General features: G+C 60.9%; 13 protein-coding genes, 1 tRNA gene and 1 pseudogene. 11 read left to right on the forward strand and 4 right to left on the reverse strand.

Going from position 1 to position 14,454, the window contains the following annotated elements:
* Positions 1 to 7: 7 nt before the first annotated feature.
* Positions 8 to 796 carry a ribose-5-phosphate isomerase RpiA gene (gene rpiA, locus Z945_RS0117845; RefSeq protein WP_025053456.1) on the reverse strand — a complete coding sequence of 263 codons (789 nt, stop codon included), beginning with the start codon at positions 794 to 796 and terminating at the stop codon, positions 8 to 10.
* A 201-nt stretch (positions 797 to 997) separates the two neighbouring features.
* Here rpiA and Z945_RS0117850 point away from each other — a divergent pair, with 201 nt between their 5' ends.
* A complete protein-coding gene (locus tag Z945_RS0117850; protein WP_025053457.1) occupies positions 998 to 2,371 on the forward strand; it encodes an L-serine ammonia-lyase in 1,374 nt (457 codons plus the stop codon).
* The gene (locus Z945_RS0117855; protein WP_025053458.1) at positions 2,371 to 2,874 is read left to right on the forward strand and encodes a Pycsar system effector family protein; all 504 of its coding nucleotides are present in this window, start codon (positions 2,371 to 2,373) and stop codon (positions 2,872 to 2,874) included. The genes Z945_RS0117850 and Z945_RS0117855 overlap by 1 nt, the downstream gene beginning before the upstream one ends.
* A 242-nt stretch (positions 2,875 to 3,116) precedes the next feature.
* Here the strand turns inward: Z945_RS0117855 and Z945_RS0117860 are convergent.
* Positions 3,117 to 4,118 (reverse strand): annotated as a pseudogene (locus Z945_RS0117860) (NAD(P)-dependent oxidoreductase); the annotation flags it as partial.
* Positions 4,119 to 4,303: 185 nt separating this feature from the next.
* Between Z945_RS0117860 and Z945_RS0117865 the strand changes: the two are divergent.
* The gene (locus Z945_RS0117865; protein ID WP_025053460.1) at positions 4,304 to 5,215 is read left to right on the forward strand and encodes a pirin family protein; all 912 of its coding nucleotides are present in this window, start codon (positions 4,304 to 4,306) and stop codon (positions 5,213 to 5,215) included.
* A 185-nt stretch (positions 5,216 to 5,400) separates the two neighbouring features.
* Positions 5,401 to 6,144 carry a hypothetical protein gene (locus Z945_RS0117870; RefSeq protein WP_025053461.1) on the forward strand — a complete coding sequence of 248 codons (744 nt, stop codon included), beginning with the start codon at positions 5,401 to 5,403 and terminating at the stop codon, positions 6,142 to 6,144.
* 80 nt (positions 6,145 to 6,224) lie between these two features.
* Here Z945_RS0117870 and Z945_RS0117875 read toward each other — a convergent pair whose 3' ends face one another.
* Positions 6,225 to 6,809: a TetR/AcrR family transcriptional regulator gene (locus Z945_RS0117875; RefSeq protein WP_025053462.1), complete on the reverse strand. Its 585-nt coding sequence runs from the start codon at positions 6,807 to 6,809 to the stop codon at positions 6,225 to 6,227.
* A 12-nt stretch (positions 6,810 to 6,821) separates the two neighbouring features.
* Here Z945_RS0117875 and Z945_RS0117880 point away from each other — a divergent pair, with 12 nt between their 5' ends.
* Together Z945_RS0117880 and Z945_RS0117885 are read left to right on the forward strand one after the other, a co-directional pair.
* A complete protein-coding gene (locus tag Z945_RS0117880; RefSeq protein ID WP_025053463.1) occupies positions 6,822 to 7,181 on the forward strand; it encodes a hypothetical protein in 360 nt (119 codons plus the stop codon).
* A 108-nt stretch (positions 7,182 to 7,289) separates the two neighbouring features.
* Entirely contained in the window at positions 7,290 to 8,576 is a 1,287-nt protein-coding gene (locus tag Z945_RS0117885; RefSeq protein WP_025053464.1) for a homoserine dehydrogenase, read from the forward strand.
* Positions 8,577 to 8,579: 3 nt separating this feature from the next.
* Here Z945_RS0117885 and Z945_RS0117890 read toward each other — a convergent pair whose 3' ends face one another.
* Positions 8,580 to 9,011, reverse strand: coding sequence for a MarR family winged helix-turn-helix transcriptional regulator (locus tag Z945_RS0117890; RefSeq protein ID WP_037971151.1), 432 nt, complete (start codon positions 9,009 to 9,011; stop codon positions 8,580 to 8,582).
* 93 nt (positions 9,012 to 9,104) lie between these two features.
* On the opposite strand from Z945_RS0117890, the gene Z945_RS0117895 reads away from it, so the two are divergent.
* From Z945_RS0117895 to Z945_RS0117915, 5 genes are all read left to right on the forward strand, one after another.
* Positions 9,105 to 10,985 carry an FAD-dependent monooxygenase gene (locus Z945_RS0117895; protein ID WP_025053466.1) on the forward strand — a complete coding sequence of 627 codons (1,881 nt, stop codon included), beginning with the start codon at positions 9,105 to 9,107 and terminating at the stop codon, positions 10,983 to 10,985.
* Positions 10,986 to 11,010: 25 nt separating this feature from the next.
* Positions 11,011 to 11,442, forward strand: a complete 432-nt coding sequence (locus Z945_RS0117900; RefSeq protein WP_025053467.1) for a YqaA family protein — start codon at positions 11,011 to 11,013, stop codon at positions 11,440 to 11,442.
* A gap of 81 nt (positions 11,443 to 11,523) precedes the next feature.
* Positions 11,524 to 12,492, forward strand: coding sequence for a class II fructose-bisphosphatase (glpX, locus tag Z945_RS0117905; protein ID WP_025053468.1), 969 nt, complete (start codon positions 11,524 to 11,526; stop codon positions 12,490 to 12,492).
* A 61-nt stretch (positions 12,493 to 12,553) separates the two neighbouring features.
* Entirely contained in the window at positions 12,554 to 14,299 is a 1,746-nt protein-coding gene (recJ, locus tag Z945_RS0117910; RefSeq protein WP_025053469.1) for a single-stranded-DNA-specific exonuclease RecJ, read from the forward strand.
* 73 nt (positions 14,300 to 14,372) lie between these two features.
* A tRNA-Glu gene (locus Z945_RS0117915) sits at positions 14,373 to 14,447 on the forward strand.
* Positions 14,448 to 14,454: the final 7 nt, after the last annotated feature.

The raw sequence follows: 14,454 nt of genomic DNA on the forward strand, positions 1-14,454 counted from the left end.
GTGTTCCTTAGTCGCTCAGGTCAGAAAACAAATTGTCTGTTTCCACAAAATCCAGCCGTTCGGTAGCGACAGTGCCTTCGTTGATATCGCGCACCTCGACCCGGCCATCGCCATAGCCGATCACGACCGCATCGCAGATGTCGATAAACAGGCCGTTCTCCACCACTCCCGGCATCTGGTTCAGCACCAGCGCCAATTGCCGCGCATTTCCGATCCGGTTGAGGTGCAGATCAAGGATATGATTGCCCTCGTCGGTCACAAACGGCACCTCGCCGTTCATCCGCAAAGTAGAACTGCGCCCCAGCACGTCCATCGAAATCAACGTTTCCTCGACCAGAGCCTGCGTGGTTTGCCAGCCAAAGGGGATCACCTCGACCGGCAAGGGAAACGCACCCAGCGTTTCGACCTCTTTGCCAACATCGGCGATCACGACCATCTGGTCACTGGCTGTGGCGACAATCTTCTCTTGCAGCAACGCGCCGCCGCCGCCTTTGATCAGGTTCAACTCGCCATCGAACTCGTCTGCACCGTCGATGGTCAGATCCAGCCACTTCGCTTCATCAAGGCTAATCACTTCGATGCCCACATCCCGCGCAAGCGCTGCCGTACGGCTGGAGGTTGGCACACCTTTGATGCGCAAACCGTCGTCGCGCACCATCTCACCCAGACAACGCACCAGCCATGCGGCGGTAGATCCGGTGCCCAGCCCCACGCGCATGCCGTCCTCGACATATTGCGCGGCGCGTTTAGCGGCGACGAATTTCGCTTTGTCGATGGGGGATAATTCTCCGGCCATGGGGCAGCTCCAATGCAGATGGTCTTGGGGGCTTATAGGCAGATTCCCTGCAGGGTGCGAGTGCAGGAGACCGCTTTTTTCCCAACCTTGCGCTGGATCACCTGAAATGGTCGTATTCGCACACGCAACCCGCCGGAAACTTGCCAGAACCATCTGGTGCGGGGTTGCAAAAATCCGCGTTCGATAGAAGGCTGCCGTGCAATGTTCCTCTCTGTCTTCGACATGTTCAAAGTGGGCATCGGCCCCTCCTCCTCCCACACCATGGGTCCGATGGTGGCCGCCGCGCGGTTTCTCAACCTGATGCGTGCCTCGCCCTTCCAGTTCGCCGGCGTCCGCGCCTCGCTGCATGGCAGTCTCGCCTTCACTGGTGTTGGGCACGCGACAGACCGCGCCACAATCCTGGGGCTTGCCGGCTTTACCCCCGAAACATATGACGCATCACAGGCGGAAGCCGCGTTAGCCGCGATCACCGCAGAGCAGCAAATCACCGTCGACGGACTGCCACCTCTACGCTTTGACCTCAAAACCGATCTACTCTTTGACTATGACACAAAGCTGACGGGCCATGCCAACGGCATGATGCTGATGGCAACAGACGCACAAGGCGACGTGACCCTGCGCGAAACCTATTATTCCATCGGTGGCGGATTTGTGATGACGGAAGCCGAGCTTGCCGCCGGCAAAGACACCGATGAAGGGCCGCCCGTACCCTTCCCTTTCAAATCCGCCGCCGAGATGTTGGAAATGTCAAAATCATCCGGTAAATCCATTGCCGCGATGAAACGCGCCAACGAGGTGTCCCGCAATGGCGAGGTGCATGTTAAAACCGGCACCAAACGTCTTTGGCAGGTGATGAACGAATGTATCGACCGCGGGCTGAGCACGGACGGCACCCTGCCGGGTGGTTTGCATGTCAAACGCCGCGCCAAAGGCATTCATGAAGCTCTGTTGGCAGAGCGTGGAACGAACCAATCCGCACCACATACAGTTAACGACTGGATGAGCGCCTATGCGATGGCCGTGAACGAAGAAAACGCGGCCGGAGGCCAGGTTGTGACGGCCCCCACCAATGGTGCGGCGGGCGTGCTGCCCGCGACACTTCGCTATTACCTCGACCATGTGCCCGGCGCATCAGAGGCCCATATCGAAGATTTCCTTCTGACCGCCGCCGCCATCGGTGGGTTGGTGAAATTCAACGCCTCCATCTCTGGTGCCGAAGCGGGCTGTCAGGCCGAAGTCGGCTCTGCCGCTGCCATGTCTGCCGCCGGTCTTTGCGCCGTGCTGGGCGGTACGGTAGAACAGATCGAAAACGCCGCAGAAATCGCACTGGAACATCACCTTGGCATGACCTGCGACCCGGTCAAAGGTCTGGTGCAGGTCCCCTGCATCGAACGCAACGGGTTGGGGGCGATCAAAGCCGTCTCTGCGGCATCGCTGGCCCTGCGCGGCGACGGCACCCACCTTGTGCCATTGGACGCCTGTATCGAAACGATGCGCCAGACCGGAGAAGACATGAGCGAGAAATACAAAGAAACCTCGTTGGGTGGTCTGGCCGTGAATATCCCCAACTGCTGATGACCGATACCACCGCCGCCCTGCGCTTTCTCGAACTCACGCTTGCCGAAGCACAGGCAACCGTGCGCAGCTATGATACAAAAGCGCAGATCGTAGGCATCGGATACACCTTTGCCCTGAACATCGTGGCCAACGCCAGCGCGGGGTTCCCTCGTGCAAGCGACGGCGGAATGATGGCGCTCGTGGTCTTCTGGAGCATCGTGATGGCCCCCCTGTTCCTGTTCGGCGCGGTCCTCTATCCCTCGCGCCGGCTGGCACCCAAAATCCATAAAGGCGATACCGAACCGCGCCGCCTGATGTACGTGGAAACGGCCCGTTTCGAAGACCTCAGCGCATTGTGCGATGCCACTGGTGATCCCGACTGGCACAATGAGATATGCTACGAAATACTCAAGGTCTCACGCCTGCGCGAATTAAAACGCGCCCGCTTCATCCGCGCCCTTGCCGCCAGCATGCTCTCTTTCGCTGTCCTGTGCGCGCTGGAACTCGCCCACCTGGTCTGATGGCCAAACCGGTGATTCTCCGCGGGTCAAGGATCGCAAAGCGACCAGGCTTGCCCGGCCCGTCCTTGAGGCTGCGCAGAATCGCCACCACCCTTGGTAAGGTGACTTGAGGATTATTCTGATCCCTCAAGCACCTCTCAGCAAAAAGGGGTCCAGCCCCCATCCAGCCACACCGCAGATGCCCTGCGAGCACACCCGCCTTAAGCGCCAAAAATTGTCTCGCGCAAAGCGCGGCAACACGGTCACGCCCCCGCGCGCACCGGCACTTCATACCCGCGTTCTTCGGGCTCATCATCCACCAGTTCGGTCGGAAAACCGGGTGCTGTGATGCTCAGCCCCGTGGCTTCTTCCAGTCTTTCGATCATCCGGTCCGATTGCGCCGCCTCTCCACAGCGCGCCTGGCCATCTGTCAGCATCGAAATCATCAATGGCGACAGTTCAAGCGGCACATGATGTTCATCCGCTAACTTCTGGAAAAGGCCGACATCTTTCTGGACCAGATCGAGTGTGAAGTTCACATTCCGAGCCCCCGATAGGATCAACTGGCTCTCAGTTTCATGAACAAAGGAATTGCCCGACGACGCAGCAATTGCCTCATAGGTCACGCCAAGGTCCATTCCGGCTGCCTTCATCACCGTCAACGCCTCGCACAACGACAAAAGATTAATCGTTGCCAGATAGTTAGTCATCACTTTTAACGTGCTGGATACACCGACATCGCCCACATGCAGTATGCGTCGCCCCATATGTGTCAGGACCGGCAGCACCTTGTCGAACGTCGCACGGCTACACCCGGCATAGATCGAGATATTGCCCGTGTCTGCCCGGTGACAGCCGCCCGAAACGGGGCAGTCTACCGCCTCCCCGCCGCGTGCAATGACCGCCTTAGCATGATCCTTGATCTGATCTGCATCCGTAGTCGACATCTCCATCCAGATTTTGCCGGGACCTACATGCGGCAACATCTCGGCCATGACCGAGGCACAGGCGGCAGGACTGGGCAGACAGGTGATCACCGCATCACAGCTTTGCATCAGCGCCGCCGCCGAACCACCTGCCCGTGCGCCACGCGCTACAAAACCGGCCACGTGTTCCGCGTTCAGATCAAACACCGCCAGATCAACGCCATTGCGCAGCAGAGATCCCGCCAGCTTGCCGCCAACATTGCCCAGCCCGATAAACCCTACCTTCATGCCCGTCTCCTTGGCGATTTCTGCCTGCCATGAGTACGCCCCATCCGCGACCTGTCTTTCCCAAAGACGACCTTTGCTTGCGAACCCCCGTTTTCTGCAATGCGTTGTTGGTTACCTACGCAAAGCCAACCCCCAGAACGCTCTGCGCATTCACGCACAAGCTGCGTTCGCTGAGGCCGTTGAACACGCCCTGCGCATGGCCCATCTCTTAATGATCCGAGCAAAGGAGTTCCCCCATGTCCCTTAGACCCACATTAGAGACCCGCCGCGCCACCCCCACACTGGAAGGTGCAGGCGTCAAACTGCATCGTGCGTTCGGTTTTCAGGATCCCAGCGAGCTGGACCCCTTTCTGCTGTTCGATGATTTCCGCAACGAGCACCCACGGGATTTCGAGAAGGGCTTCCCCTGGCATCCTCACCGCGGGATCGAGACCATTACCTATGTGCTGGAAGGGACAGTCGATCATGCCGACAGCCTTGGCAACAACGGGTCACTTGGTGCGGGCGACGTACAATGGATGACCGCCGGGCGCGGGATCCTGCATCAGGAAATGCCGCACGGCAACGCGCGCGGCCAGATGCACGGCTTCCAGCTTTGGGGCAATCTGCCGTCGGATCAAAAGATGACCGCCCCCCGCTATCAGGACGTTACATCCGCCGAGATTCCCGAAGTGACCGACGACGACGGCACCCATGTCCGCGTGATTACCGGTGAATTCTGGGGCAAGACCGGCCCGGTGGATTGCATTGCCGCCGATCCGCAGTACCTAGATATTACTGTGCCCGCGGGGGTTAAGAAGACCTTTCGCATTGATACCTACCGCCGCGCCTTTGCCTATGTTTTTCAGGGTGCGGGCGCTTTTGCCGATGCATCGACACCTTCGGGCGTTCTGCTGGAAAAAGAAGTCGCGGGCGAAGAGGTCAACATCCGCGACATGTCCGGCGACCGAACCCTGATCCGCTTTGGCACCGGCGATGAGGTGACTGTTCAGGCCGGCCCCGAGGGCATCCGCTTTTTGCTGATCTCGGGCGCGCCGATTGAGGAGCCTGTCGCCTGGCACGGCCCCATCGTCATGAACACCCGCGCCGAGTTGGAACAGGCCCTTGCTGAGCTGCGCAACGGCACTTTCATCAAGCCTGCCCACTAGATTTTAGTACGGTCACAGAACGCGGCGGCGCCCGCTGCCGCGTTCATACCCATTAATCAAGTTAACCAATTTACCTCTTAACCATCTGTTAAGGTACAACTTTCCGAAAAGTGAAAACTGGGCGATACCTGACGTCAGAACCGACGGGGGCCGGTACCGCTTAGTTTTATCAAAGGAAAGTTTCAATGCGCCGTTCTCTCTTGCCAGCCGTTCTTCTGTTCCCCGTCCTGTCCCTCCCTGTCCTGGCCGATTCCGGTCTGGGCATCATCGGTGGCGAGCTGCGCTTGGGTTTTTCGAACCAGGAGTTGGAGGGCGGATATGTCGGTGCCACTGTAGATGTGGCAATCACCGAACACCACGGTGCTCAATTCGATTTGCAGTACGAAGAACGCGCCACCGGTGGTGTCGGGCGACTGGGCACCGTGGTCTATATGACCCCGCGGGAGGGACAGAAATACGGGCTAAGCGCGATGGTCGCGGACAAAAACGACATCTCTGCAACATATGGCCAGGTGGGTGCGGCTGCGATGTTTGAGGTCGCACAAGGCTTCAATATCGAGTTACGCGGCAGCATTGGCGTGTCGACCGATAATGATATGGATTGGATCACCGCAGGCGGCGGTCTGCACTGGCAGGCAACGCCGGGCACACGGGCTTATGCGCATTACGACATCACCGAATTTGATGAGGAAACCTTCGATGCCGTCGCCCATGAAGCAACTCTTGGCGTTCAGTCCCGGCTGAACAACACCCCCGCATCGGTCTTCGCCGAAGCATCGCGTGACTGGCTGACGGGCCAGGATGCGGCAGCGGGCCAGAATACCTTTCGTGCAGGTGTGTCGCTGTCTTTGGGTCACACAGGCAACAATCAGCCGGCCTTTCGGGTCGCTGATCCGATGCGCCAGATCCTGCGGCGCAAGCTGTACTGAACCAGAGCCACCGTCAAACATTACCGCCGATTAACCACGAATGCGCCGGTGGATGCTTTTCAGACCGCTGGCGCGTTAGTCTATGCCACGCCGACAGACTTGCGCACCATGTCCCAATACTGCGCCACAACCTCATCCAGCGTCAGCCGCCCGCTTTGCCGGAACCAGGTGTTCACTCCGGTCAGCATGGCGATGATCGCAAGGGTGACGATCTTGGTGTCCTTGACGCCAAAGGCCCCTGCCGTAGCGCCCTCTTGCAAGATCGCTTCGAGTGCATCCTCATATCGACGGCGCAGGGCTTCGATGGTGGCAAAGTTTTCGGGGTTCAGATTGCGCAGCTCCATGTAGGCGATGAAAACCGCATCGGGCCGGTCCGCGTGAAACCGGATATGGAAATCCACAAATCCCTCAAGCCGCGCCAGCGGGGCGCCCTGCCCCTGCGGCATCGACGCCAGCAGGTCTTCCATATGGCCGCACATCAGCTCGAACAGCAATGTCTGCTTGTCCGGCGTGTAATTATATAGCGCCCCCGCCTGCACGCCCACCTCTGCCGCGATGGCTCGCATCGACACGGCCGCATAGCCACGCTGCGCAAAAAGACGCAAAGCGGCTTTGCGCACTTTGGGGCCTGTAATGCCTGCATGTGATCCGGTGGTGCGTGCCATGGGAGCAAATTAATGAACAATCGTTCAAAAGCAAAGCCGCTTGCGTGGCTGCGGGTGCTGGTGCAAACACAATATATGATACGCGCCTATCTTCTTTGCACCCTGACGACCTCTGCGCTGGGTATTGCAGGTTGCACCCAGTTTCCTGATCTGGACCGCACCCAGACGGCTGAGCTGGAAGCCGCCGACTATCCCGCGCTTGTGCCGCTTGCCCCGTTGCTGAACCGCGCCACCACACCCGGCCCCGATCCGGTCCAGACCGAAGCCGCATTGAACAGCCGCTTGTCGGGCTTGCGTGCCCGCGCCGACCGGATGCGCGGCACAGTCCTAAGCGATGCGGAAAAGCAGCGGTTGGAACAGGGCCTGAGATAGCGGCTGCGATCACTGGCCGGGGGTGGCTTTGCCGCGTTGCAAGGGTCGCGCGAACCCGCTACATCGCGTGGCAAACACCGGCCATGATTTAACAAAAGGACCGCGCGCATGTCTGATACTCTTCGTCTTGGAATAGCAGGGCTTGGCACCGTCGGTGTCGGCGTGGTTCGCATCATCCGGCAGCAGGCCGCTCTGCTTGAGGCGCGCACCGGGCACAAGATCTCGATCAGCGCCGTCTCTGCCCGTTCCAAAAACAAGGACCGCGGCATCACCCTTTCGGATTACGCATGGGAAGAGGATCCCGTGGCGCTGGCCACCCGCGATGACGTTGATCTGTTTGTCGAATTGATGGGCGGCGAAGACGGCCCTGCCAAGGACGCCACCGAAGCAGCGCTCAAGGCAGGCAAAGACGTGGTCACGGCCAACAAGGCGATGCTGGCGATCCACGGTCAGGCGCTGGCCGAACTGGCCGAAGCGGAGGGCCGAGCGATCCGCTACGAGGCCGCAGTTGCAGGTGGCATCCCCGTCATCAAGACATTGATGGAGGGATTGGCCGGAAACGAGATCAAGCGCGTGATGGGCGTGATGAACGGCTCGTGCAACTACATCCTGACGCGGATGGAGAACTCCGGCAAAACCTATCAGGAGATCTTTGCCGAAGCCGATGGGCTGGGCTATCTTGAGGCCGATCCGCAGCTGGACGTGGGCGGCATTGATGCGGCGCATAAGCTGGCGATCCTGTCGGCCATCGCCTTTGGCGCGCGGGTCGATTTTGACGGCATCCAGCTGGAGGGGATCGAGCGGGTCAGCATCGAGGACATCCGCGCCGCTGCCGACATGGGATACAAGATCAAACTGCTGGGCGTCGCGCAGATGAGCGGTCGCGGGCTTGAGCAGCGCATGCAGCCCTGCCTTGTGCCCGACACCTCGCCGCTGGGTCAGCTGGACGGCGGCACCAATATGGTCGTCCTCGAAGGCGATGCCGTGGGTCAGATCGTGCTGCGCGGGGCCGGTGCCGGTGAAGGGCCAACCGCAAGCGCGGTGATGGCAGATGTTTGCGACATTGCACGCGGTTTGCGCGGGCCTGTGTTCGGTCAACCTGCGACCAGCCTTGTCGCCGCAAAATCTGCCCTGTCTAAGATGCCCGCGCCCTATTATCTGCGCATGACTTTGGTCGATAAACCGGGCGTGCTGGCCAAGATTGCCACCGTTCTGGGTGAAGCGGGCGTCAGCATCTACCGGATGCGCCAGTATGAGCACGACGATAGTTCTGCGCCGGTGCTGATTGTGACCCACAAGACCACGCAGACCGACATCGAAGCGGCCATCGCTGCGATGGACGGCACGGGTGTATTGGCTGGAGCGCCCGTGGCCCTGCGCATCGAAGAGGTCTGAACCTTAGGGTTCCAGCGCTTTCGACGCCAAACTGAGAAAACGCGCTCTTTCGGCACCCGTCAGCCCCGGCAATATTGCTTCCTGCGCTTGTGCGACCACAGGGCGCAAGGCTGTCAGGAGCGCATTCCCCTCCTCTGTTAGGCTAAGCCGGAAGGCTCGGCGATCCGTGGCATCGGGCACTCTGCGGATCAATCCGCGTGCTTCCAATCGTTTGACTACCCCGCCGGTGGTGGCGCGGTCACAGGCGATCCGTCTGGCCAGGGCAGCCTGATCCATTTCGCCCTTATGGCTGAGCGTCTCAAGGGCGGCGAATTGGACTGATGTGACCTCAAACCCTGCATGTTTGATGCGGTCCTGAAACACCGCTGTCGACTGCTGCTGCAAACGCCGGATCAAATGGCCGGGCATATGGTCCAGGGAAATCCTGTCGGTCATACTGCCTCCGAGAAAGTAGGTATACTTACTATATTGACATGCGATCGCGTCGTCCACTATTTAGTATGCGTACTTACCAAATAGAGACGCGCAATGCAGTACCACCTTGACGGATTTCGCCCCGGTGACCCCGCCGTGCAACCCGCGCAGGAAGCACGCGATGATGTGGATGTCTTGATCGTCGGCTGTGGCCCTGCGGGGCTGACGCTGGCGGCACAGCTGTCGGCCTTCCCTGACATCACCACCAGAATTATGGAGCGAAAAGCCGGACCGCTGGAAATGGGTCAGGCGGATGGTATCGCCTGCCGCTCTATCGAGATGTTCGAAGCCTTCGGTTTTGCCGAAAAAGTACTGAAGGAAAGCTATTGGGTGAACGAGGTAGCCTTCTGGCGCCCTGAAGCGGACGGTGTTGGCCTGCACCGCGCCGACCGCATTCAGGACGTCGAGGATGATCTGTCCGAAATGCCCCACGTCATTCTTAGCCAAGCGCGTATTCATGATTTTTATCTGGATCTTATGCGCCATTCTTCACACCGTATGGAACCTGCTTACAACCGCGCCCTAACCACGCTGACCCCGGCCAGCGCCCCCGACGAGCCCGTCACCGCCACCTTTGAGTGCCTTGATGCAACCGGCCGGACCGAGACGATCCGCGCACGCTTCGTGGTGGGCTGTGATGGCGCGCGCAGTGCGGTGCGCGGTGCCTTGGGGCATAGTTTGCAAGGCGAAGCGGCACGTCAGCTTTGGGGTGTGATGGATGTGCTTGCCGTGACCGATTTCCCCGACATCCGCCTGAAATGCGCGATTCAGTCAGCGGAGCACGGTAGCATGCTGATAATACCGCGTGAGGGCGGCTATCTGGTGCGCATGTACATCGAGCTGGACGCGCTGACAGGCGACGAACGCGCCGCCGACCGGAATGTCAGCGCCGAGAAGCTGACCGAGAAAGCCCGCGACATCCTTGCCCCCTATGCGCTGGAGGTAAAGGAGGTCGCATGGTGGTCGGCCTATGAGATCGGGCAGCGCGTCTGTGACCAGTTCGACGATGTGCCCGAGACAGAACGCGCCACCCGCACGCCGCGCATCTTTATCGCCGGTGACGCCTGCCACACCCACAGCCCCAAGGCCGGTCAGGGGATGAATGTCTCGATGGCCGATACGTTCAATCTGGGCTGGAAACTGGCCGCCGTGCTGCGCGGTCAGGCGGTACCCGCGCTGCTGCACAGCTATTCAGGCGAACGGCAGGCCAAGGCCAAAGAGCTGATCGACTTTGACCGCGACATGGCGCGGCTGTTCAGCGCCAAGCCCAAGGACGCGGCAGAGGCCGCGCAGTTCCAGCGCTATTTCAAGAAACACGGGCGTTATACCGCCGGAGTCGAGACGCGCTATGACCCTTCGATGATCACCGGCGACGCGGCGTATCAGGATCTGGCCAACGGTTTGACAGTGGGCAAACGGTTTCACTCCGCCCCGGTGATCCGGCTGGGCGATGGCAAGCCGATGCAACTGGGCCATACGCTGAGGGCAGACGGACGCTGGCGGCTGATGGCCTTTGCAGGGGCGAATGATGAGGGTCAGGCGGGCGGCGAAATCTCGGCACTTTGTGAGTGGCTGAGTAGCGCACCCGCCAGCCCGATCCGGCGGTATACACCCCAAGAGGCCGATATTGATTCTGTGATTGATTTGCGTGCTGTCTTTCAACAGCCACACCGCGAGATGCAGTTTGACAGGCTGTCCCCACTGCTGCGCCCTACAAAAGGCCGGTATGGTCTGACGGATTATGAGAAAGCCTTTTGTCCTGATCTGAAATCCGGAGCTGATGTCTTTGATCTGCGCAGTGTTGACCGTAGGCAGGGTGCCTTGGTCGTGGTGCGCCCGGATCAGTTTGTCACGCAGGTTCTGCCATTGACCGCGACTGGCGCTTTGGCATCCTTCTTTGAAACCTTCATGCTGGCACCTGACCGGCAGGCCTGACTGCCCCCCTGGCAAGGACCACGCCATGCTCGCCTATCTGGGCCTCTTCGCGTCCGCGCTCATCGCCGCGACCCTGCTGCCGATGCAATCCGAAGCGGTTTTGGTCGCGCTTCTGGTGCAAGGTGAACGCCCTGTGATCGCTCTGCTGACCATTGCCACGCTGGGCAACGTGCTGGGCGCGGTGATCAACTGGGCCTTGGGGCGGTTTTTGTTGCGGTACCGGGACCGGCGCTGGTTTCCCGCCTCGGATGCGCAGCTTGCCCGAGCCGAAAGCTGGTATCAACGCTATGGCCGCTGGTCGCTTCTGGGCAGTTGGCTGCCCCTGGTCGGTGATCCGCTGACCGTGGTTGCGGGCGTGTTGCGCGAACCCCTGCCCTCGTTTCTGATCCTCGTGACGCTGGCAAAGGCCGGGCGCTATCTGGTGTTGGCCACGCTGACATTGGCTTGGTTGCAGTAACCCAACCCTCAGGCGCGCTTGTGCAAATACGCCCCTGCCGCTAGAGGGGGAGCCAGGAAAACAACATCAAGGACCGTTTCCATGACTGCCACAGCCGATTTTCAGGACCGTATGCTCTCCCTTGGCCTTGCCCGCGTGTCCGAGGCTGCCGCACTCGCCTCGGCCAAGCTGATTGGCAAAGGCGATGAAAAAGCCGCCGATCAGGCGGCGGTGAACGCCATGCGCGAGCAGCTGAACATGCTGGATATCGCAGGTGTGGTGGTGATCGGCGAAGGCGAGCGGGACGAGGCACCGATGCTGTTCATCGGCGAAGAGGTCGGCACCGGCAAAGGCCCCGGCGTGGACATCGCGCTGGACCCGCTGGAGGGCACAACCCTGACCGCCAAGGACATGCCCAATGCGCTGACGGTGATTGCAATGGGGCCACGCGGCTCCATGTTGCACGCGCCGGACACCTATATGGACAAGCTGGCCATCGGGCCGGGATTTGCAGCGGATGTGGTCACGCTTGACATGACCCCCGGCGAGCGGGTCGAGGCGCTGGCGGCGGCCAAGGGCTGTGCCCCCTCTGACATCACGGTTTGTATTCTGGAGCGTCCGCGCCACGAGGCGATGATCGCAGAGGTGCGTGCCAAGGGTGCGGCGATCCGGCTGATCACCGACGGCGATGTGGCGGGTGTGATGCATTGTGCCGAACCGCAGACGGGCATCGATATGTACATGGGCTCGGGCGGCGCACCCGAGGGCGTGCTGGCGGCGGCGGCACTCAAATGCATGGGCGGTCAGATGTACGGTCGTCTTCTGTTCCGCAACGACGACGAACGCGGCCGCGCCAGCAAGGCGGGCATCACCGATTTCGACCGCGTCTATACACGCGATGAAATGGTCACCGAAGACGTTATTTTTGCCGCGACCGGCGTCACCGATGGCAATCTGGTGCCGGGCGTCAAGCGCGAGCCGGGCTGGATGACCACCGAGACGATCATCATGCGCTCGCGCACCGGATCGGTACGGCGGATCAACTACCGCACGCCCATCGACCCTGATTGATCGGCGCACCTGCTGCAAAGGCAGGACATGGTATTTATATAAAGGGTGAAGGGGCAGTTCCGTGTCATACTTGGGCGTTGAGACATCCTTGACCGGACGGCGCTGGGTGGGCCCCGGTGTCGAGGTCGAGCGTGCTGCCGAGTTGCTGGTGCAGCGCAACAGCCTGCCTGCAGCCGTCTGTCAGGTGCTGGCGCGGCGGGGCGTACCCCCTGAGGAGGCCGAGGCATTCCTCACCCCTTCCTTGCGCGAGCTATTGCCCGATCCGCGCTCCCTGAAAGACATGGAAAAGGCCGCAACGCGGTTTCTGGCGGCCGTCCGGAAACGCGAGCGCATTGCGGTTTTCGCGGATTATGATGTTGATGGCGGCAGCTCTGCCGCGCTGCTGCTGGTCTGGCTGCGCGAGATGGGCTGCACTGCGACACTTTACGTGCCTGATCGGATCGACGAAGGCTACGGCCCCAATGACGAAGCAATGGCCGGGCTGGCCGCTGCACACGATCTGATCATCTGTGTGGATTGTGGAACGCTTTCGCATGGTCCGATCGCGGCGGCACGCGGGGCGGATGTGGTGGTGCTGGATCACCACTTGGGCGGCGAAACGCTGCCAGAGGCACTGGCGGTGGTGAACCCCAACCGGCAGGACGAAGACGGTGCCTGCGCCCATCTCTGTGCGGCGGCGGTGGTGTTCCTGATGCTGGTCGAGGCCGGGCGGCAGCTGCGCGAGGCCGGGACCAAGGGGCCTGACCTGATGAGCATGCTGGATCTGGTGGCCCTTGCCACGGTCGCGGATGTGGCCCCTCTCACCGGCGTGAACCGGGCGTTCGTGCGCCAAGGCTTGCGCGTGATGGCCCGGCGCGAGCGAGCGGGACTGACAGCATTGGCGGATGTCGCACGGATGGAGACCGCGCCGACCGCGTATCACCTGGGGTTCTTGCTCGGCCCGCGCATCAATGCAGGCGGGCGCATCGGGCAAGCCGATCTGGGCGCGCGCTTGTTGGCATCAAACGATTCGCACGAGGTCGCGGCTTTGGCTGAACGGTTGGACGCGCTGAACACGGAACGGCGCGAAGTCGAAGCCTCGGTCCGCGCGGCCGCTTTGGACCAGGCCGAGACGCGGGGTACGGATGCGGCCTTGGTCTGGGCCGTAGGCCCCAGCTGGCACCCCGGCGTTGTGGGCATCGTAGCATCGCGACTCAAGGAGGCCACCAACCGGCCCGCCATCGTGATCGGTGTCGAGGATGGCATCGGCAAAGGGTCGGGCCGCTCTGTCAGCGGAATCGATCTGGGCGCACCCATCCAGCGGCTAGCCGCTGAAGGGCTGCTGATGAAGGGCGGTGGGCACAAGATGGCCGCAGGGCTGACTGTGGCAGAAGACAAGATTGACGCCGCGATGACCCGGCTGGAAGAGCTGCTGGCCAAACAAGGCGCACATCTGGCGGGACCGGCCGATTTGAGCATCACAGGACTGCTGATGCCGGGTGCTGCGACAGTTGAGCTTGCCGAAATGCTGGAGCAGGCCGGCCCTTTCGGGGCGAGTGCCCCTGCCCCACGCTATGTCTTTGCCGACATGCAAATCCTGTTTGCGAAGCGCGTCGGTGAAAGCCACCTCAAGATCAGCTTTGGCGACGGGCTGAGCGGGAAACTGGATGCCATCGCCTTTGGTGCCTATGACACCGATTTAGGCCCCGCATTGGAGGGGCATGGCGGCGCGAGGTTCCATCTTGCCGGGCGGCTGGACATCAACGACTGGCGCGGACGGCGCACCGTGCAACTGCGCCTCGAAGACGCCGCACGGTCGATTGCATAATTTCTGCAATCACAGCCAAATTATCTCTTGCGCCGAGCCGTGGGTTTCCGTAGAGAACCGCTCACAAGATAGTGGCCCGTTCGTCTATCGGTTAGGACGCCAGGTTTTCAACCTGGAAAGAGGGGTTCGATTCCCCTACGGGCTGCCATCTTGTT

This window comes from Sulfitobacter noctilucae, from assembly GCF_000622365.1.
Lineage (GTDB): Bacteria > Pseudomonadota > Alphaproteobacteria > Rhodobacterales > Rhodobacteraceae > Sulfitobacter > Sulfitobacter noctilucae.